Here is a 20,144-nt window from a genome sequence, read left to right on the forward strand (position 1 = left end):
TTGAAATCTAAATCTAATAACTTGCTGAATATAAAGATACTCACTATATTCTTGTGAGTCATACATTGGGTTTGAATCATGAATATCTCTAAGAAGTTAAAGCTGTCATTTGCATCCGCAATAGTTTTACCATTAATAATTATCGCTGTTTTAGTCATCACACAAACAAGGCAACAGGCATTAGATGGTTTTGCCCAATTAAGTGAACGAGAAGCAAAGCAAGTAGATAATGGTATTAATATGTTTTTTTCAGAGATTGAAAAAAATGTAGATTATTTAGCTTCGCACCCCGCGATTTTAGAAGCTAAACAAGACGTTAAAACACATATGCAATCGCCCAATGCAGTTAAGCTTGCGCATATGTCTGGCAGTGACACAGAGCAAGCTGCTTATACGTTATTTGATCACTTTGGTGATACGCATCCAGGCCTTGCCTATATTTACATGGGGAATGAGCAAGGTGGATATATTCAATGGCCAGAAGGCGAAGTAACCGCTAATTATGATCCTAGAAAACGGCCATGGTACGAAGCTGCAAAAGCCGCTGATGGAAGCACAGTAAGAACGAATGCTTATTATTGGGCCGTTGATGATATGGTGATTGTATCAACAGTGAAAGCGATTAAACAAAATAGTCAGCTTATTGGTGTTCAGGGCATGGATGTATCTTTGCAAGGTCTGACAGATATTATAGCTAATATTAAATTAGGTGAAACCGGTTATCTAATGCTTATTGAAGACAGTGGTAACGTCTTGGTTGATGTTAAACATGCTGATTATCGCTTTAAGCAATTGGCAGAGGTTAGCGAAGGTAAATATAAACAGTTAGCGAATAATAACACTGGCCAATTTGAAATTAATCTTGAAGGCACTGATTATGTGGCGAATATTTATACGTCTCAAAAGCTTGGCTGGAAATTCATTGGTTTAGTTGAAAAGTCTGAAGTGATGAGCGCTGCTAACACGATGACAATTACCATTGTGATCATTAGTGCAATTTTAATTGCCGTGTTTATTTTGTTAGCCAGCTATATTTCAAAACTCATTTCTGCACCTATTGTCGAAGTGAGTGATGGGTTGACAGAAATATCACAAGGCGGCGGAGATTTAACCAAGCGGTTAATTATTAAAACGCGTGATGAAACTGGGAAGCTGGCCAATAGCTTCAATTTATTTTTGAGTTTGATTTCAGAGTTAGTTACACAAATAAATGAATGTGCGCATAATGTAAGCGATACGTCAGCACAAACATCAACACAAGCAGGACAATTATCGGGTTCTACTTCACAGCAGCAACAAGCTTTAGAAATGGCCGCAACGGCTATTAATGAAATGGCGGCTACCGCTAATGAAGTCTCAGCAAGTTGTGCAAATGCTGCGGAGCTTGCAACACAAACACAGCATGCCTCAGAGCTTGGTCAAAGTGTGATTTCAGAGACGGTAGATAGTGTAGTATCGTTGTCTGAGGTCATAACCAAAGCCACTCAAGATATTAATCAGCTTGACGCTGAAAGTGAAAATATCATGTCAATATTGAGTGTAATAAGAGGCATTGCAGAGCAAACTAATTTGCTTGCATTAAATGCTGCTATTGAAGCTGCCAGAGCGGGGGAACATGGTCGCGGTTTTGCGGTAGTCGCTGATGAAGTACGTGCTTTGTCACAAAGAACCTCAGAGTCGACAGAAGAAATAGCAAGCCAGTTAGACACCTTACGGAAAATGTCTGATCAAGTGTCAAAAGAAATGACAACCAGTTTAAACCGCACAAATAAAACAGTTGAGTTAGCCCATTCCGCACAACATCAATTTAGCGAAATAACCGCATCAATCGTCAATATCAGTGATTTAAATACTCAAATTGCGACGGCAGCAGAAGAGCAGCAACATGTAGCTGAAGATATTAATCGTAATGTTATCGAAATTAAAAATGCGGCCGATGATGTGAGTGAGATTGCTCAAAATGCGCGTGATAATGGTGAGCGGCTGAATCAGTTATCACATTTACTTACTGATTTAGTGGGTAAGTTTAAGGTGTAAAATACTCATTTGTTTCAAAGACCTTCACATGCTTTAATGGAGTAATTAACTAAAACGACTAACGAATCCTTTTGTTATTTCATCTGAGAAGCATAAGGCTGGATAGCTTCTATAAAATGGCAAACAATGAAAATAGATAGTGCTAACGCTGAAGATTACCCAGAGCTACTTGATGTATGGGAAAATTCAGTCCGAGCAACACATGATTTTATAACAGAAGACGACATAGCCTTTTTTAAGCCGATCATCATTGAGCAAGCTTTTCCACATGTTACTTTAAAGTGTATTAAGGATGAGCATAAGGCAATTTTGGGCTTCATTGGCGTACATGAATGCAAAATAGAAATGTTGTTCATTTTAGATGCAGCAAGAGGTAAAGGGGTTGGTAAAGCGCTTCTTAACTATGCGGTTGATCAATTAGCTGCCAACAAAGTTGATGTTAATGAGCAAAACTCACTTGCAGTTGGTTTTTACCAGCATATGGGGTTTAAAGTCGCCTCACGCTCGCCTTTAGATGATATGGGCAAACCATTTCCAATATTGCACATGGTACTCCGGTAGGAATTGCTTTAGTTGTGTACCGCGGTTATTCGGCGAAAAAACACCTCTTGCAAACTTTTCCCTTGTTGCTCGCTAACTTTACTTTTAATGTGCTAAAAAGCACGACCTTCAAGCGCGCGAAACAAGTTTCACGCCTACGATGGGAACCCGTAGGAACGGCTTTAGCCGAGAAGTTCATATGTTCGGTGTTAAAGTGCATTCTACAAACTTTCCCCCAGTAACTCGCTAACTTTAACCCCGTAACTCAATAATTTGTTACAGCTTATCTTTTGCTTAATTGGTTTACGCGATATGCTGATGAAAAGAATATTGCATTACATTGGAATAGCGAATGAACCTCAATCAGGTAACCTTACCAGTAACGGATATGAATGAAGCGGTGGCTTTTTACTTAACATTGGGAATGATTCAGATTGTAGATACACCGCATTACGCACGCTTTCAATGTCCAGATGGTGATGCCACATTTTCGCTGTCATTAGAAACTGAAGATTATAGTAATTATGCGGTAATTTATTTTGAACATGAGCAGCTCGATAAGCTGTACGAGAGACTTGTTGAAAAGGGCATTAATTTTGAACAGCCACCAACCGCTCAGCGCTATTTGTGGACGGAAGCAATTTTAAAAGACCCATCAGGGAATAAAATTAAACTATATTGGGCCGGAGAAAACCGCTTAAACCCACCATGGAAAGTAGAAAAACGAGGGTAAAAAAGGCGCTAGGGTCTATGTCCTAGCGCCTAATATCTTAAAAGCTAATCCTTTAAACGTTACTGCTTTTCTTTCAGTAACTTTTTTAATTCAGCTACTTCAGCCTGTAATTGAGTTATTTGGCCTTTGGTTGCTGGCAAATCATCGTCGTTTATCTGCTCTTCTCGCGCGTTACGATGCTCTTCAGACATAACCTCTAAAATAGCTCCTACCATCATGTTTAAGAATACGAATGCAGTTAAGAAAATAAATGTTAGGTAGAAAATCCAGCTAAGTTCATACACGGCCATGGTTTCGTACATGACATCTGTCCAATCTTCGAATGTTGCTATACGGAACAAGGTGAGCATTGATATTGATACATCACCCCATAACACAGGGTTAATATCAGCAAACAGCATGCTTCCCATGGCGGCATAAATATAGAAGATTACGAACATCAGTAAGGCAATATAGCCCATTTGTGGAATCGCTTTTAAAAGCGAGTTAACCAGTAGCCTAAGTTCGGGGATCATGGATACAAGTCGTAAAACGCGGAAGATACGCAACAAGCGAGCAATAAAAATCGTTGAGCCTGCGGCAGGGTAAAGGCTACCTACCACTATGATAAAATCAAAGATATTCCAGCCTTTACTGAAGAAGTCTTTAAAGCCTCGGCTTGCAATAAAGCGGATCACAAGCTCAACAAGGAAAAACACGGTAATACCCATATCCATCCAATGGAGAGCTAACTCTACGGTTGGGTGAAGCGAATAAGTATGAGCCCCGACGGTTAATGCTGAAATAACAATAACGGCAATAACGAATGATTGAAAAACTTTGCTTTTATCGATACGCTGAAACAGCTCTTGTAACTGCGACAACATCATATATGACCCTTTGGTGATAGTATTTAAACCCACGCAATATACAATAAATCGCAGTACCAATGTATAACTGAAGAAAGGAAATTAAATGTTTTTAAACGCTTTAAAGTTTACTGGGATTGCATCAATGTTTCTTTTGTTAACAGGGTGTAGTTCAAATGCGCGTTTTCATGAACTCCAATCTGCACGCTTGACTGAATGCAATTATTTAGCTGATAAAGAATACCATGCGTGTGTAAAGCGCCAGCAAGATAGCTACGAAAACTTTAAAAAGCAAAAGTCAGAACAATGACCAAAACTGAAAAACGCCTCGATAAAGCTATTCGGGCAGCGCTAACGACGGCATGTGAAAACCTAAAAGACATAAGCGACAACTTTTTATGGTTAACTCACACCGCTGATTTAAAGAGACTGCCAGCATCAATGAAAGTAAGTTGTTATTTTGCCGAGCAAATTCCTCTATCAAATTCACCGCTGGCAGAGCAAATTAATCAAGTGATTACAAAAGAGCTGAAAGAGATAGGAGTAGTGATATCAGCAAAAGCTATTCTGTTTTTTAAGGATTAAATATGCCGTTTACTTTTACCTTGCAATAGGCACAGCTTTGACTAACACCACGTCAAGCGGATGAAAACATACACATCAAATGAGTTTAGCATTGGTAACACAGTCGCAAATAGCTATAATCGGCAAAAATACTGTAAGAGAGTTTATTATGGCTGTACCAACACGCTCACAAATAACCGTAGGCTGTGAAGTTAATATTGTTTTAAAACAAGACCAGCGCACAGGCCATTTAACGCAAGGTGTTGTTTCGCGTATTTTAACTAAGTCACCAAACCATCCTCATGGCATTAAAGTACAACTTGATGACGGTCAAGTCGGTCGTGTTAAAGAGATCTTATCATGAGTGTTCTAACCGAAAGTGAATTTTGGGAATTAGTGACCGCAGAAGATAAAACGGCAGAGCCAGAATCGGTGTGTAATACTCTAAGAGAAAAGCTAACACATCTATCCGATGAGCAACTTATGGAGTTTGACAAGCAGTTTAGTTTGCGTATGCGTAAAGCTTACACTTGGGACTTATTTGGTGCTGCGTTTGTAATGGCTGGTTGTAACGATGATTATGGATTTTCAGAGTTTTTATGTTGGCTCATATCTCGCGGTGAAGGCGCATTTTTAAAAGCCTTAGAGAACCCAGACTCCGTTGCTGACTGCACACCCGTTTATCATTTGAATGAACAACCTTATCCTTATTTAGATGAGTATGATTTAATCGCCGGTATGCTGTTTGAAGAGCGTAATGGCGATGAGCTACCATTTATTCCATCTGGGCTTGAACAGCCAAAGGGCAAGCGTTTTAAAGACAAGCCGAAATTTTTAAAACAGGCATATCCTCGCCTGTTTGCTAAATATTGGCAGTAGCAACCACTCGAATGGCTTTTTGTAGTTTAAAGAGATATCGAGAGCTAAAGTTTATTTATTTCAGCTAGTTAAAAAGTATTAAATTTAATTGTATTATTAATTTTTAGTTCCTTAAATAGTATTATTTATGGTACTTTTGTTCATGTTGGATTCAGCAATAGTTTCAGTTGGATCTAATAAAGTGCAAAAATTATTTTTGATTAATCAGTAAGCTGCACGGAGTGGTAGCCTTGCTAAAACCGAAGTAAACTCAAAAGGAAATGACAGTGTCAGAAAACGTTTATCAAGCTCCTGAATCAGATGTTGCTAATATTTCAACAGAGACAACAACCATGAGTCGTAAGGATATCTTATTCTCTTTCCAAGGTAGAATTCCACGTAAAACTTATTGGTTATCAGTATTAGGATTAATGCTAATTAGTGTTTTAGCTATGCTTGTGTTAAGTGGTATTGGCGCAATGATCTCACAAAATGCGGCCATTTTCCTTCCACTTTTAATTTACATTCCACTAATTTGGTCATCGCTTGCTATTCAAGTTAAACGTTGGCACGACCGCAACAAGTCAGGTTGGTGGGTACTAATTGGTTTAGTACCAGTGATTGGTGGTATTTGGGTACTGATTGAAAATGGCTTTTTAGCGGGTGATGAAGCAGAAAACCGTTTTGGTAAGCCAACGGTTTAAGCCGTATTCATTGTGTGCTCTGTCTGAGCACACAATGACTCTGCACATAATCTTTCATGAAATACTTCACTAACATTCAAATCGCTCGATTTATTATCAGCTTTAGTTGGCTTTATCATGGGCTGATACCAAAACTTATTCACATTGCTCCCCTTGAACTAAAAATGACAGCCAGTTTTGGTTTTAATGCTGAAATTTCAACACTTATTACCCGAGCAGCTGGCATAGGTGAAATGATTTTTGCCGTGCTGTTTTTTATTTTCTATCGTTCAATCTTACTCAATATTCTCAATATAGCTGCTTTAGTTGGGCTAATGCTGTTTGTTGCTGTTTTACAGCCCACACTTTTAATCGAAGCGTTTAATCCTGTGACTACAAACCTTGCCATGATCGCGTTTAGCCTTGTGCTAATTAAAGAAACTAAAGAGCCGCAGCTCAATGCTTAATACACCGCATCAGTCGCCAATCACTCAATACACGAAAAAAGAAGAAAAAAAGTTTTTATCTTCTTATTTATTTTTAATAGGCCTATTGCAAATAATTGCCGCATTCTATTTTTTGGATTTGCCTATAAAAGAACAACTACTAGATGAGCAGGGTGTAGTACAACGCTTTTATGAATCACATAGAAATTGTGGGCAACACAATAAATGTAAACTTATGACAGTTGTAGGAACTTAAAAGACGACTACATACCTAAGACCAACGAATTTACCAATTGAATTAAATGATCACGTTCATGTTTTAGCTTCATATAATAAAAGTGCCGAAGCGTATAAAGTTCATCAGTTACAACTAAATGGTAAGATGATCCAAAGTTATGAACAGGCAATATTTAAAAGCAATATTACGCGTATATTGCTTGGTATTTTTGGTCTGATTTTGATTGTTTTTAGTTTAATCAATAAGTTTAAAACTAAACCGCGTAACAGCGCTTAATTTCGTCAATCATGGCGCTTGCTAGCGGCGAATTGGCATTTGTTTTTGAGGTGATCAATACCACAGGAATATCGTAGTGATATTTACTCGGTTGAATAGCTTTGAAAATACCTTTATCAACCCAGAACTGTGCGTAGTGGTCGGGTAAATAACCAATAAACTCACCCGATAAAATTAAATGTGCAATACCTTCATCGTGATAAGCAACAGCACTATTTTGATAGTTTAAACCGTCGTTTCGGCTTTCTTTATCGCGCATGTAGTTACTGGTAATTACCTCAGCTTCTTTGAGCAGCTCATTTATTTGTTTGTCTTCACACTCAAATAAGGGGTGACCGACTGCGCAATACAAAAAGTTAGTTTCGTTATGCAGGGCGGTATAGTCTAAGCCGCGAATATGATGGCGGCTAACACCAATCCCCACTAATGAACGGCCATTGGCTACTGCGGTTTCTACCTCTCGTGCTTCACACACATTAATATCAAACTGAATGTTTTTACCCTTGCCTTTTAATCTTGCAATAGCACTTGGGATGGCACAGCGTGGGTCGCTGACCATGGTATCTATCATGGCAATACTTAAACGCCCCGATAACTCGTTTTTAGAGCTTGCTACAGTATTAGCAAACGCTTCGCATTGCTGAAGCAGTTCAATCGATGCTTGATAGGTAATAGCGCCAGCGTCTGTAATTTCAAAACCACTGCGGCCACGTTTACATAATTTAATGCCAAGCCTTACTTCTAAATCAGATAAATGCGCACTGATCGTTGAGCGGCCAATATTTAAACGTGACTCTGCGGCTGAAAGCCCGCCACACTCAACAATTGCTACAAAAACGCGCAATAAGCGCAGATCTACGTCATGAACTTGCATAGCACTTCTTTTAGTTCGATAAATCTGGAATGAATAACGATAATTATGCATTTGTAAAACAACTAGAGCAAGCTAGACTCCCTCTAAATAAAACTTATCCTGTTCTTTAGGAGTTATAAATGACATTTAAGTATGGTGTTGACCAATTAACGTTAGACAGCGTTAATGCTATTGCAGCCGGTACGTTACAGGCAGAGCTTTGCCAAGAAGCGATTGATAAAATTAATAAAAGCCGCCAAAACGTAGACAAAATGGCTGCCTCAGATAAAGCCATTTATGGTATCAATACGGGCTTTGGTCCATTATGTGATACACAAATTTCTCCAGAAGAAACCAATCTATTACAAAAGAATTTATTGATTACACACGCTGTCGGTGTGGGTGAGCCAATCGCTAAACCTATTTCAAAGCTAATGCTCATCACCAAAGTACATGCATTAAGCCAAGGTTTTTCAGGTATTCGTTTAACCGTAGTTGAGCGTATGCTTAAGTTTATTGAACTTGATATTATTCCTGTTGTACCAGAGCAAGGTTCAGTTGGCGCATCGGGTGACTTAGCACCGTTATCACACCTATTCTTACCTCTTTTAGGAGAAGGTGAGTTTTGGGTAAACGACACAATCAAGCCAGCTGCAGACGTATTAAAAGAGCACGGTTTAGCGCCTTTAGATTTACATGCTAAAGAAGGCCTAGCGTTAATTAATGGTACTCAGTTTATCTTATCGCATGCCATTACTGCGCTTACTAAAATGCGTTACCTATTAGACCTTGCTGATATCGCAGGTGCTATGAGCATTGAAGGTATGCAAGGTAGCCAATCACCGTTTCGTGAAGAGTTACACGCCATTCGTGCTTTTAAAGGTAACGTTGAAGTTGCAGCGCGTATGCGCAGCTTTTTTGCAGGCTCTGAAAACATGGCTTCACACACTGATTGTGACCGTGTTCAAGACCCTTACTCACTGCGTTGTATTCCTCAAGTTCATGGTGCATCACGTAATGCGTATTACCACTTAAAAGAACTTGCTGAAACAGAAATGAATTCTGTAACAGATAACCCTATTGTGATCAGCGAAGAAGAAGCCATTTCGGGTGGTGGTTTCCACGGTCAACCACTTGCTATGGTATTAGATTATGCTTCAATCGCAGCAGCAGAGCTTGGCAACATTGCTGATCGTCGTTGTTACTTGCTACTTGAGGGCTTACATGGTTTACCGCGTTTATTAACGTCATCGGGTGGCTTAAACTCTGGCATGATGATCCCACAATACGTGACTGCGGCATTGGTAACAGAAAACAAATCTTTGTGTTTCCCACCATCAGCAGACAGCGTACCAACATCAATGGGCCAAGAAGATCACGTATCTATGGGGAGTATTTCTGGTCGTAAGTTAAACCAGATTTTAGGTAATCTTGATAAAATCTTTGCTATTGAGCTGATGTATGCAGCGCAAGCAATTGAATTTAGACGTCCTAACACGTGTTCAGACATCATTGAAGAAAACTTTGCGCTAATTCGCAGCAAAGTTGCCAAACTAGAAGAAGACCGCTTACTTAAGCCTGATATTGATGCCATGGTAGAACTTGTTAAATCGCAAGCGTTTAAAGTTAACTAAGGGAGCAAATAATGACTTTTCAAGAACAAATTAAGCAAGGTATCCCAAGCGTATTGCCAGAGCCAAAACCGTATCCAAGTGATGCAAACCGTGCTCCAAAACGTAAAGACATTTTATCGGCTGACGAAAAGCAATTAGCTATTCGTAACGCATTGCGTTATTTCCCTAAAGAATGGCATCAAGAATTAGCTGCTGAATTTGCTGCTGAGCTCAAACAATTTGGCCGTATTTACATGTATCGCTTTAAGCCTAACTATGAGCTTAAAGCGCGCTCGATCAGCGATTACCCGGCTAAATGCGAACAAGCTGCCGCTATTATGTTGATGATCGACAACAACCTTGACCCTGCTGTAGCACAGCACCCAGAAGAGCTTATCACTTACGGTGGTAACGGTGCAGTATTCCAAAATTGGGCGCAGTACTTATTAACCATGAAGTACTTAAGCGAAATGGAAGAAGACCAAACGCTACACATGTATTCGGGTCACCCTATGGGGTTATTCCCATCATCAGTAGAAGCACCGCGCGTGGTTGTGACTAACGGTATGATGATCCCGAACTATTCAAAACCGGATGACTGGGAAAAATTCAATGCATTGGGTGTAACTCAATATGGTCAAATGACTGCGGGTTCATTTATGTACATTGGCCCGCAAGGTATTGTTCACGGTACAACCATTACGGTAATGAATGCATTCCGTAAAGTACTTGAAAAAGGTGAATCACCGAAAGGTAAAATCTTCTTAACGGCTGGTTTAGGCGGTATGAGTGGTGCTCAGCCTAAAGCGGGTAACATTGCTAACTGTATTACCGTGTGTGCCGAGGTTAACCCTAAGGCTGCCATCAAACGTCACCAGCAAGGTTGGGTTGATGAGTTAATTGATAACATGCCAGAGCTTGTTGAGCGTGTGCGTACTGCTCAGCAAAATGAGGAAGTGGTATCGATAGCCTTTATCGGTAACGTGGTTGATGTTTGGGAAAGCTTCTTAGCAGAAGATATTTTCATTCACTTAGGTTCAGATCAAACTTCACTTCATAACCCGTGGTCAGGCGGTTATTACCCAGTTGATATCAGCTATGAAGAGTCAAATCGTTTAATTCGTGAAGAGCCAGAAGTATTTAAAGAAAAAGTACAAGCGACGCTTAAACGCCACGCCGATGCTGTTAACAAGCACACGGCGAAAGGCACTTACTTCTTTGATTATGGTAATGCGTTCTTGCTAGAAGCATCACGCGCTGGTGGCGATGTAATGGCTGATAATGGGATTGATTTTAAATACCCATCGTACGTACAAGATATTCTTGGTCCAATGTGTTTTGACTACGGTTTTGGCCCGTTCCGCTGGGTATGTACATCAGGTAAACCAGACGATCTTGATAAAACAGATGCGATTGCTGCACAAGTCCTTGAAAAAATTATGGCGGACTCGCCTGAAGAAATTCAACAGCAAATGCAAGACAACATCACTTGGATCAAAGATGCGAAGCAGAACAAGCTCGTAGTTGGTTCGCAAGCTCGTATTCTTTATGCAGACGCACAAGGCCGCGCTGAAATCGCTAAAGCCTTTAATGATGCCATTAATCGTGGTGAAATTGGTCCTGTAGTGCTTGGGCGTGACCACCATGACGTGAGTGGTACGGATTCACCTTTCCGTGAAACATCAAACATTTATGATGGTAGCCGCTTCACCGCAGACATGGCGATTCACAATGTAATTGGTGATGGTTTCCGTGGTGCTACTTGGGTATCTATCCACAATGGTGGTGGTGTAGGCTGGGGCGAAGTGATCAACGGTGGTTTTGGTATGCTACTAGATGGCTCTGAAGCCGCTGAACGTCGTTTAAAGTCAATGTTACTGTTTGATGTAAACAACGGTATTGCTCGTCGAAGTTGGGCGCGTAACGAAGAAGCTAATTTTGCAATTAAGCGTGAAATGGCTCGTACCCCTAAACTTAAAGTGACCTTGTCTAATAACGTTGATGATGACGTTTTATCAAATTTAGATTTCTAATTTGTATCAATTAAACAAGGCCATGTTGTAAACGTAACATGGCCTTTTTTATTGCCTAAAATTTTTAAATAGCGCATTGTTTAGGTTATAAATTTTTGGCTTAGCTAATGAGGAGATAGAGATGACTAAAACACTAACCGGCGGATGTTGCTGCGGTGACGTGACTTTTAAAGTAACTGATAGCTTTAAGCGCTTTTTCTTTTGTCATTGCGAGCAATGTCGAAAATTATCTGGCACTGCGCACGCTGCAAATTTATTTACTTCACCCGATGCTATCGAATGGATTAAAGGTGAGCATCATATTACGCGCTTTAATTACCCTGGTCGTGCGCTATCACGAGCCTTTTGTAAGACTTGTGGCTCTGCGCTGCCATTTGCATCTCAAGACAACAAATACTTACTTGTGCCTGCAGGCAGCTTAAACGAAGAGCCAAGTAAAGAATTAGATGCGCAAATATTTTGCGAAGAACAAACCGAATGGCATAAAAAAGGGTTAAGTGGCAAAAAGGTCATTGGTTTTGGTCGGTAAAAATTAACATAAATGGTATATCACAATAAGAAAATATAATGAGTTCAAATACAGTGTATATTGTTAGCACTGTCTTTAAATCTTTCAGCCAAGGCTTGAGCTAACAGAAGACTTAATTAATGGAGTTGTGCTGGACTCTGCAATTTATGGTCTGTCGTATAAGAAAACTAAATAAGGATATATTTGGGATGCATGATTGTATTTTTTGTAAAATAGTTAAAGGTGAAGAGCCATGCCATAAACTCTGGGAAGATGATGAACATTTGGCTTTTTTATCTATTTACCCCAATACGCGAGGTGCGACAGTTGTTATTCCGAAAAAACACCTCTCTAGCTATGCTTTTGCCCAAACTGATGAAGATTTATCAAAATTAATAATAGCCACTAAAAAAGTCGCTATTCTTCTTGATGATGCATTTGAAGATGTAGGGCGTTCGGGTATGTTTTTGGAAGGCTATGAAATTGATCATTTGCATAGCAAGCTGTCCCCGCTGCATGGTACTGGAAGTTCGTCTGATTTCACTCATATTGAGCCTACATTTGGCCCATTTATCGAAAAGTACGAAGGTTATTTATCATCACACGATTGCGAGAGAGCGTGTGATGAGGAACTGGCTACCCTAGCTAAAAAAATTCGAGGTGAAAAAGCTACTTAACTCAAACGAATTTGTGACTTATTACGTATGAAAGTAAATTATTAGGAGATTCAACAAGCATCATCAGCATGCTATGCTAGTTGAACATGTATAAGCTTTTGGATTTTTAATGAGATATTACGCCTATTTAGTACTTTTTTTATTCTCAACATCGCTTTTTGCAAGTGCTTTGCTTGATGTGAAACCAAGTAATAAAACGCAGTTCTTATCTCTTATAAAGACTAAACAGGGTGATTATAAAGCGAATGAGGGAAGTAATGAACTATGCAAAAGTGCCTCTTTCAAACTTGTTCAGCAACCCACGCAAGGCTTTAATTTAGGCACTCTTATTGATTTTAGTGATTTACATAACGGCACGCGTACGAGAAAAATACCGAATTTTTGTATTGTTAGTTCAAAACTGAAATATTTCGTTAACGGCATTGTCAGAACTAAACGTTATTTTCGTTGCGATGATGAAAGTGATGCTACAACCATAGTGGAAAATTTACGCTTTAACGATTCGAACACTATAACTTACACACTTAGCCAACCAGAACTAAGCTGCGTATATGAAAAGTTATGAGGTTATGCGCACCAATAAAGTGCGCAAAAATAACTTATGAATGAAAAGCTGCTAACTGATCTGTGTTTATCATATGGCAACTGCTTTTAACAATTTCCTTTAATTGCTCTGTTCTGTAAACAGATGGGGCAGAGCCAAACTCTCGTTTAAATGCATTACAAAATGTGGCTGAGTTACTAAAGCCACTCGACAGTGCAATCGCTTTCACTGAAAGCTTTTCATCATCTAACATCTTAATGGCAACAGCTAAGCGTTTTTCCATCACATAGACACGATAAGTTGTATTTAAGTTGCGCCGAAAATCCCGTTCTAGCTTTTTTCTATTGGGGTAGTTGAGTGCGTCAACTAGCCAGTTCATCGTTATTTTTTTGCCGGCAATAATGCCTTCGTTTAGGGTTTTATCTACACACTCCTTAAAGTTGTTAGAAGAAGGTGAAAGGGCTACTCGTTTACCTAAATCATTCATTATTTAACCTAAATTTATGTTAGTAATAGATGCGATTGGTCAGTATTTAGTGGTGTATTTTTGACCTGATTTTAAATTTAAAAAGGGCAGCATCCGTTTCTAAAAAGAAAACAATGAGATGATAATAAAAATCATTACTTTGTTCATCGTGTAGTCATTTTTAATTGCGACAATTACAGCGATATCTGATTTTTCTGATCTGTTTGACTTAAAACTGCTCAGCCTAACTAGTATTTAAGTTTTGGGTTGTGGTGAGGGTAATAGAATAAAAAAAGCAGCTGGCGCTGCTTTATTGTAGATCAAATTAGTATCACATTTGCGATTGCAGGTAATTCTCAAGTCCTGCGGTTTTGATTAGCTGTTGTTGTGTCTCAAGCCAATCAATTTGTTCTTCTTGCTCGTTTAAAATGTTATCTAACGCTTCACGGCTGATATAATCTTTTTTCTCTTCAGCAAGTTTAATAGCTGCTTTAAGATCAGGTAATGAGTCAAGCTCAAAGCTCATGTTTGCTTCGATCATTTCTTCAGAGTTTTCGCCAATACGAAGACGCCCTAAATCTTGTAGGTTAGGTAGGCCCTCTAAAAATAAAATACGCTCAATTAGACGGTCAGCGTTTTTCATTTTTTGAATAGATACTTTGTAATCAGCTTTGTCTAGTTTAGAAAAGCCAAAATCTTTAAACATGCGTGCATGTAAGAAGTATTGGTTAATACCGACTAATTCGTTGGCTAACACTTTATTTAATGCTGCAATTACGCTTTTATCGCCTTTCATACGTTTAGCCTCTATTCGCCCATTTGAGATTGATGGTAGTTTTGGCTACCAATTTTGTCGATTAAGCCAAGTTGCTGTTCAAGCCAATAAACATGATCTTCTTCGGTATCAAATAATAGCTTTTCAAGTACTTCGCGAGATTGATAATCTTTCTCTTGCTCACAAATTGCAATGGCTTCTTTAACGCAGTCAACGACTTCAAGTTCAAGAGTTAGGTCGTTTTGCATCATGCTTTTCACGTCAGAACCGATTAGCAGGTCACGACGTTTCGTCATGTTAGGCACGCCCTCTAAAAATAAAATACGTTTTATTAGCCAATCTGCGTGATCTTTCTCTTCTTCCATTTCATGGTTAAGGCGCTCGTACAATTTATTTAGGCCCCAATCATCATACATGCGAGAGTGGATAAAGTATTGATCTATAGCGGCTAATTCGTTAGCGAGAAGTTTGTTAAAACTGTCTATGACTTTTTGGTTACCTTTCATCGTGCCGTCCTCAAATTCCAAGTTGCGATAATTGTAGTACATTAAAACAAGAATGCAAATATTTTTCCTTGTAAATCAGGTGGTTACTATTGATTGTGATTCTCGTTTAAGTTTGCGTTAGTGATCGATTTGTGAACAATTTATTGTTTGTATTTTCACAAATAAAAAAGCCCTTACTAAAAGGGCTTATAAAGTGATAGTCAGTCAAAGACTAAAAACTATATTTAGCACCGAGTGTCACTGTCGTGCCTAAACCTTTAATGTTATAGCCACCATATGTATATGCTTGAGCGCGGGCAGGGAAATAATCATTATTAAAGAGGTTTTCTACGCCCATAAATGCTTGCCAATTGTCTGCAAAATTGTAACGACCACTCAAATTGAAAATGTTATAGCTATCAATTGGCCCTTGATCACCTACGTACTCACCATCTGCATTTGGTTCAAAGCGTTTACGCGAACCTACATAGAGGTAGCTCACACTTAATGAAAGCTCATCGCTTGGCTGCCAGTTTAAGTTAGCGGTGCCTTTTGGTGGGCTAATTTGTCGAGAGCCAAGGTAGATATCGTCTTCTGTGTTTTTACCTTCAACATAGCTGTAAGTAGCAACTAGACTTAATGTTGGGTTGATAGTGTAGTCAACGACTGTTTCGTAACCCCAGATCTCTTGTGGTGCACGTACAGGCTCATAAACACCCGTTATTTCATTAAAGCTATTCGTTGTCCCAAACTCTGACGTACTACGGTAAGCAGCAAATTCAAAGCGTACATCATCAAATTGAGATGTAAAACCAACCTCATAGTTATCGATGATTGAAGCTTCAGTTTGAATTAAACCAATATCGTTCACAGTTGCAGAACGTAAAAGACGGCCAATATCCGAAATATCAGAGCCTTGCGAGTAATTTGCAAACGGGCTAAATGCATCCGATAAGTTGTATTTAACGCCAATGTTGTAGGTTGTAGCGTCGTAATCAATGGTATCGCCTTTAACACTCAATGGTACTGAGCATTGTGTTGCTGAACGGCAAAGCTTTAAAGTGTCGTAATCATCAACCGTTAAATCAATGCTTTCTTTACGAACACCCGCTTTAACAATGATGTTGTTGTTGATAACCCATTTAGTTTGTAGGAAGCCAGCAATACTTTCCATTTCCATTTCAGGAACCCAAACGCGACCATCTACAAGCGGTTGTGAAGTGGTATCGTTCAAAGCATCTAAACCATAAATAAATGTTGCCTCAACAGTGTCAAAATCAACCAGTGTGTTAAATGTAGCGCGTGCACCTTCTTTTTCAGAGCGGATGATTGATTGACCGCCATCGTAACCCTCGTCAGGGTTAGCAAGGTTTGGTGAAAAGAAAAATATATTTTCGATATCTTGCATATACAGATCAAGGGTCATTTGGGTGTTTTCAAATAACGCGTAGTCTGTGTATTTTAAAGTAATGTTTTCATTACCATCAGGACCCTGCGGCTTACCACGTTTTTGTAGCTCTTTTGGTACGTGAATAGCGTATGTTTTTTCGCCTTTGTTACCATCACCAACTACATCACCTAAATCAGTTTTTTGTTGTGAGCTGAAGTAGTTATAGCTAAATTGTAGTTGCTTTTCGTCATCAAAGTCATAACTTAGCTTTGTGAAGTAGTTTTCAGTTACAGCATCAGATAAGCCGTATTGAAGACCTAAAATATCGCCTTCTGCATCACGTTGCACACCATTTTCTTCATAACTAGCTGTAAATAAGTAGCTTAATTTATCTGCACGACCATTAATTGCTGCTGAGATTCGTGCACCTGCACTCTCTTCTAATTTAACTGCACTAAAACGTGACGATAGGCTGATTTCACCTTCTGTTTTACCATCGCTGCTAGCTTGCTTAGTGATGTAGTTAATAATGCCGCCTGATGCGCCATTACCATATACCGATGTAGCACCTTTAATTACCTCAATGCGAGCAATGGCACTAGGGTCGAGAGTTTTAACGCCTAATGAGCCATTTCTAAGTGGTGTTGATTGTGGCACACCGTCAATCATAACCAGTGGAGCACGACCACGTAAGCTCTGACCCGTATTACTTGAACTATTTGTGTCTGGTGCAAGTCCTGGAACCATCTGTGATAGTAAACTTTGTAGTTCTGGATTAACTTTTAAATGCTCTTCGATTTGCTTTTGGTTAATAATGGTTATTGACGCAGGAACTTCATCGATGCTTTCAAATACGCGGCTACCAGAAACAACAACGTGCTCCATTTCTTCAGCGGTTAATTTTTTATTGATTGAGTCATCAGCGAAAGAATAGCTACTTACTGCCAGTGCAATAAGTGTTAACGACGTTCTTAACATGGTTGTCCTTGTTAAAAAAAGATAAATAGACTGTTTAGTGGGGCAGAAGTGTAAATGTAAAGAAGTGTAAAGGCAAGAGTAATGATAATGATTTGCAATAATAGGTAAGAAATAAAATATAAATATAGTTACTAGTACCTTGGGTAGTGAATTAGTCTAGGTACTGTTTTAAGTCCTCAGGTACTGGCATTACTTTAAATGGATTAACGTCAGTTCCCCCTGTATTTCCCTTAGGAACCCATAAACGAGAAAATATAACCGATGCAAAAATGCGCATAAACTGGCCGATAACTTCTTTGTTATTATGTGTTTTAAAACCAATTTTACACATCCACCAGTGCGATAATGTGTGAGGAATAATATAAGACTGGCCTAGAATATGTGCTCTTTCTAGATGTGTAAAAGCCTGCGTGTATTCGCCGTTACTGTATGCTGATTTTGCCTGCAGCATTTCGTAATTGAATGCGTTTTTGAGTTTAGTTTTCATAATCAGTCCATATGAAAAAGAGCAATCAAGATTAAAAGCTTGCTACTTATTATGCCTCTTGTACCAAAAGTAAACGCCCGAAACCACAAAAAATAAAGGTGAAAGAGCAAGTATTAACCACAGTAACTGCACAATCGGTCCTGCAAAATCACCTATATGAAACTTATATTTAAAGTTCCATGTTTGTGTGGTCCAAGAGCTTTTACTAGCATCATAACTTGTGACAATATCCGCTGAATATGGGTTTGCCCATACCCAACTATAAGCATGACTTTCACCTGGGTTCTCTATCCTAAAACCAATGTTGTCACTTGGTTTTTTAGGTAAGTAAATTCTAAATAACTGACCTTTCGGAAATACGGTTAGCGCATTATCAAATGCTTTTTGAACTTGATGAGGCGCGTTCTCTGAAGGAGGGATCACCGCCGGAGGTTTAGGTCTGTCTTCAACAGTGCCTTGCATCACAAACTCTAATACGGCTTTTGTTTGTTCTTTCCAGTTAAACGCCATACCTGTATAGGCAATTAAAATGAGTGGAATTAAAAAATATACGCCTAGAACGGTATGTAGCTGATACATCAATACTCTAAACTTTGCTTTACGCTTAATAGCCAAGCGTTTCATACGATTTTTTGGTTTAACCCAGATATAAAAGCCAAGCAAAATTTCAATAATAAGAATGAGCGCGCACACAGATACCCAGTTTCTTAAAGGGCGGTTTTTATCACCATCTTCATAAAGCAGCCAACGATGCAAAGCCATGGTAAAGCCATAAATAGTGCTGTAGTAATCGTATTCATATAAAATTTGGCCAGTGTAAGGGTTAACACTCACGTAACGGTTATTGGCAAGCTGTAATTGCCACGCAAGGTCATTGCGCTGCTCTGGCATTAGCAGGGTAACGGGTTGCTCAGTTGAAGCTGAAACGTGTTTGATAAGGCTATCAAAATCAAGTGTTGATGTTGCTGGGGTAACTGTCCACTTATCGCTTTGAGTGAGGTGTTGAATGTCTTTTGCGTAAATAAGCAAGGCACCGGTCATGCTTAAACAAATTAAAAATAAACCGCTTATTAAGGCAAGCAATAAATGTGTACGACGTAACCACAACTTCAACAAGGTTTGTTCCTTCAGTTTGCTGTTAAAACAAAACTGAATGGTAAATGATAACGCGTAACATTTACACTAAAACTTGTTCAATGGTACAGCTTTCGATGGCAAAATTAGCATGTAAAAAGTGACGAATTTCATCGTTATTGATGTTTTGCTTAGCACTAAATTTAAGCTCGCAATGAATGTGATGGTCATCTATCTGCCATGTTTTAAGGTAATCAACATCAGTGATTGCAAATTCTGCTTTAAGCCCAGTGATAGTTTTTGTTTTGTTAAAATTATCAGGGGCTGCTTGCATCAAAATTTTACTACTCGCAATTAACAGTAAAATACCGTGATAAATGACATACATAGAAATCAACATAGTGGCAATTAAATCAACAATATACCACTGATACAAAATGATTAAGGTACCGGCGATTATCACCACCACCGAAGCCATTGCATCCGAAATGTTATGAATAAACGCAGCACGAATGTTCATACTGTCTTTTGCACCCGCTTTGTAAGTTAATAGGGCGGTGACTAGGTCAATAACAAGCGCAAGACCCGCAACCCAAATGACGATCCAGCCGTCAATGGGCTGAGGATTTAAATAGTTGGAGATGGCTTCAACAATCAGATAACCACCAATCACAATTAAACTTAGGCTGTTAAATAAAGTTGCAAGGATCTCGGCGCGTTTATAACCATATTGGTAGCGGTCATTAGCAGGTTTTGCACCAATTTTACGCGCAATCAAAGCAATAAAGAGTGACGACGCATCGCTTAAATTATGTAATGCATCGGCAATTAAGGATAAGCTTCCAGAAACAAGTCCGCCAATCACCTGAGCGACAGTCAATAACACATTAATCGCAACAGCCAGCATGAGTTGGCGGGTGCTTTGGTTATTTGTATCGTGATGATGGTGGTGTCCGTGTCCCATAAAAATTACCGAGTTATTGATTTGCTTTATTTTTATATCATGCGAATACGCGTTTTGAAATGTTTGTAATCATT

Annotated in this window: 24 protein-coding genes; 15 read left to right on the top strand and 9 right to left on the bottom strand. The window is 39.1% G+C overall.

Annotation, left to right across the window (positions count from 1 at the left end; genetic code table 11):
- Positions 1-78: 78 nt before the first annotated feature.
- The 3 genes from L3V41_RS07065 to L3V41_RS07075 all read left to right on the top strand — a co-directional run bounded on the left by L3V41_RS07065 (position 79) and on the right by L3V41_RS07075 (position 3,310).
- Positions 79-2,037 (top strand): methyl-accepting chemotaxis protein, encoded by a 1,959-nt coding sequence (locus L3V41_RS07065; protein ID WP_237127430.1) that lies wholly within the window; start codon positions 79-81, stop codon positions 2,035-2,037.
- Between the two features lie 126 nt (positions 2,038-2,163).
- Positions 2,164-2,598 (top strand): GNAT family N-acetyltransferase, encoded by a 435-nt coding sequence (locus L3V41_RS07070; protein WP_237127431.1) that lies wholly within the window; start codon positions 2,164-2,166, stop codon positions 2,596-2,598.
- 331 nt (positions 2,599-2,929) lie between these two features.
- On the top strand, positions 2,930-3,310 hold the full coding sequence (locus tag L3V41_RS07075) for a VOC family protein (protein WP_062568013.1): 381 nt from the start codon (positions 2,930-2,932) through the stop codon (positions 3,308-3,310).
- Positions 3,311-3,369: 59 nt separating this feature from the next.
- Here L3V41_RS07075 and L3V41_RS07080 read toward each other — a convergent pair whose 3' ends face one another.
- Complete coding sequence (locus L3V41_RS07080; protein ID WP_237115706.1) at positions 3,370-4,176, bottom strand: ion transporter; 807 nt, start codon at positions 4,174-4,176, stop codon at positions 3,370-3,372.
- Between the two features lie 88 nt (positions 4,177-4,264).
- On the opposite strand from L3V41_RS07080, the gene L3V41_RS07085 reads away from it, so the two are divergent.
- From L3V41_RS07085 to L3V41_RS07115, 7 genes are all read left to right on the top strand, one after another.
- Positions 4,265-4,468 carry a hypothetical protein gene (locus tag L3V41_RS07085; RefSeq protein WP_062568011.1) on the top strand — a complete coding sequence of 68 codons (204 nt, stop codon included), beginning with the start codon at positions 4,265-4,267 and terminating at the stop codon, positions 4,466-4,468.
- Entirely contained in the window at positions 4,465-4,743 is a 279-nt protein-coding gene (locus tag L3V41_RS07090) for a hypothetical protein (RefSeq protein WP_062568010.1), read from the top strand. The genes L3V41_RS07085 and L3V41_RS07090 overlap by 4 nt, the downstream gene beginning before the upstream one ends.
- A gap of 148 nt (positions 4,744-4,891) precedes the next feature.
- The gene (locus L3V41_RS07095; RefSeq protein ID WP_062568181.1) at positions 4,892-5,086 is read left to right on the top strand and encodes a YwbE family protein; all 195 of its coding nucleotides are present in this window, start codon (positions 4,892-4,894) and stop codon (positions 5,084-5,086) included.
- Positions 5,083-5,601, top strand: a complete 519-nt coding sequence (locus L3V41_RS07100; RefSeq protein WP_237115642.1) for a DUF4240 domain-containing protein — start codon at positions 5,083-5,085, stop codon at positions 5,599-5,601. Before L3V41_RS07095 ends, L3V41_RS07100 begins: the two co-directional genes overlap by 4 nt.
- A 266-nt stretch (positions 5,602-5,867) precedes the next feature.
- Positions 5,868-6,284, top strand: a complete 417-nt coding sequence (locus L3V41_RS07105) for a DUF805 domain-containing protein (protein ID WP_209438167.1) — start codon at positions 5,868-5,870, stop codon at positions 6,282-6,284.
- Between the two features lie 56 nt (positions 6,285-6,340).
- On the top strand, positions 6,341-6,730 hold the full coding sequence (locus tag L3V41_RS07110) for a DoxX-like family protein (RefSeq protein ID WP_237115641.1): 390 nt from the start codon (positions 6,341-6,343) through the stop codon (positions 6,728-6,730).
- Positions 6,723-6,965 (top strand): hypothetical protein, encoded by a 243-nt coding sequence (locus tag L3V41_RS07115; RefSeq protein ID WP_237127432.1) that lies wholly within the window; start codon positions 6,723-6,725, stop codon positions 6,963-6,965. Before L3V41_RS07110 ends, L3V41_RS07115 begins: the two co-directional genes overlap by 8 nt.
- Positions 6,966-7,200: 235 nt before the next feature.
- Here the strand turns inward: L3V41_RS07115 and L3V41_RS07120 are convergent, their stop codons facing one another.
- Positions 7,201-8,097 (bottom strand): LysR family transcriptional regulator, encoded by an 897-nt coding sequence (locus L3V41_RS07120; protein ID WP_237115639.1) that lies wholly within the window; start codon positions 8,095-8,097, stop codon positions 7,201-7,203.
- A gap of 119 nt (positions 8,098-8,216) precedes the next feature.
- Between L3V41_RS07120 and hutH the strand changes: the two genes are divergently transcribed.
- From hutH to L3V41_RS07145, 5 genes are all read left to right on the top strand, one after another.
- Positions 8,217-9,710, top strand: coding sequence for a histidine ammonia-lyase (gene hutH / locus L3V41_RS07125; RefSeq protein ID WP_237115638.1), 1,494 nt, complete (start codon positions 8,217-8,219; stop codon positions 9,708-9,710).
- Positions 9,711-9,721: 11 nt separating this feature from the next.
- Positions 9,722-11,722, top strand: a complete 2,001-nt coding sequence (locus L3V41_RS07130) for a urocanate hydratase (protein WP_237127433.1) — start codon at positions 9,722-9,724, stop codon at positions 11,720-11,722.
- Positions 11,723-11,843: 121 nt separating this feature from the next.
- Positions 11,844-12,251, top strand: a complete 408-nt coding sequence (locus L3V41_RS07135; RefSeq protein WP_237127434.1) for a GFA family protein — start codon at positions 11,844-11,846, stop codon at positions 12,249-12,251.
- A 188-nt stretch (positions 12,252-12,439) separates the two neighbouring features.
- A complete protein-coding gene (locus tag L3V41_RS07140) occupies positions 12,440-12,907 on the top strand; it encodes an HIT family protein (protein WP_237115635.1) in 468 nt (155 codons plus the stop codon).
- A 109-nt stretch (positions 12,908-13,016) separates the two neighbouring features.
- The gene (locus tag L3V41_RS07145; RefSeq protein ID WP_237127435.1) at positions 13,017-13,472 is read left to right on the top strand and encodes a hypothetical protein; all 456 of its coding nucleotides are present in this window, start codon (positions 13,017-13,019) and stop codon (positions 13,470-13,472) included.
- Between the two features lie 34 nt (positions 13,473-13,506).
- On the opposite strand, the gene L3V41_RS07150 is transcribed toward L3V41_RS07145, so the two are convergent.
- From L3V41_RS07150 to L3V41_RS07180, 7 genes are all read right to left on the bottom strand, one after another.
- Positions 13,507-13,938 (bottom strand): helix-turn-helix transcriptional regulator, encoded by a 432-nt coding sequence (locus L3V41_RS07150; RefSeq protein WP_237115633.1) that lies wholly within the window; start codon positions 13,936-13,938, stop codon positions 13,507-13,509.
- 310 nt (positions 13,939-14,248) lie between these two features.
- Positions 14,249-14,713 (bottom strand): bacterioferritin, encoded by a 465-nt coding sequence (gene bfr, locus L3V41_RS07155; protein ID WP_054552095.1) that lies wholly within the window; start codon positions 14,711-14,713, stop codon positions 14,249-14,251.
- 11 nt (positions 14,714-14,724) lie between these two features.
- Positions 14,725-15,198, bottom strand: a complete 474-nt coding sequence (gene bfr / locus L3V41_RS07160; RefSeq protein ID WP_054552096.1) for a bacterioferritin — start codon at positions 15,196-15,198, stop codon at positions 14,725-14,727.
- Between the two features lie 211 nt (positions 15,199-15,409).
- Positions 15,410-17,545, bottom strand: coding sequence for a TonB-dependent receptor (locus L3V41_RS07165; protein ID WP_237127436.1), 2,136 nt, complete (start codon positions 17,543-17,545; stop codon positions 15,410-15,412).
- Positions 17,546-17,696: 151 nt separating this feature from the next.
- Positions 17,697-18,032 carry a DUF3703 domain-containing protein gene (locus L3V41_RS07170; protein ID WP_237115630.1) on the bottom strand — a complete coding sequence of 112 codons (336 nt, stop codon included), beginning with the start codon at positions 18,030-18,032 and terminating at the stop codon, positions 17,697-17,699.
- A gap of 42 nt (positions 18,033-18,074) precedes the next feature.
- Positions 18,075-19,145: a PepSY-associated TM helix domain-containing protein gene (locus tag L3V41_RS07175; protein WP_237127597.1), complete on the bottom strand. Its 1,071-nt coding sequence runs from the start codon at positions 19,143-19,145 to the stop codon at positions 18,075-18,077.
- A gap of 64 nt (positions 19,146-19,209) precedes the next feature.
- Entirely contained in the window at positions 19,210-20,070 is an 861-nt protein-coding gene (locus tag L3V41_RS07180; protein WP_237115629.1) for a cation diffusion facilitator family transporter, read from the bottom strand.
- Positions 20,071-20,144: the final 74 nt, after the last annotated feature.

This window comes from Pseudoalteromonas sp. L21, assembly GCF_021728035.1.
Taxonomy (GTDB): Bacteria; Pseudomonadota; Gammaproteobacteria; order Enterobacterales; family Alteromonadaceae; genus Pseudoalteromonas; species Pseudoalteromonas arabiensis.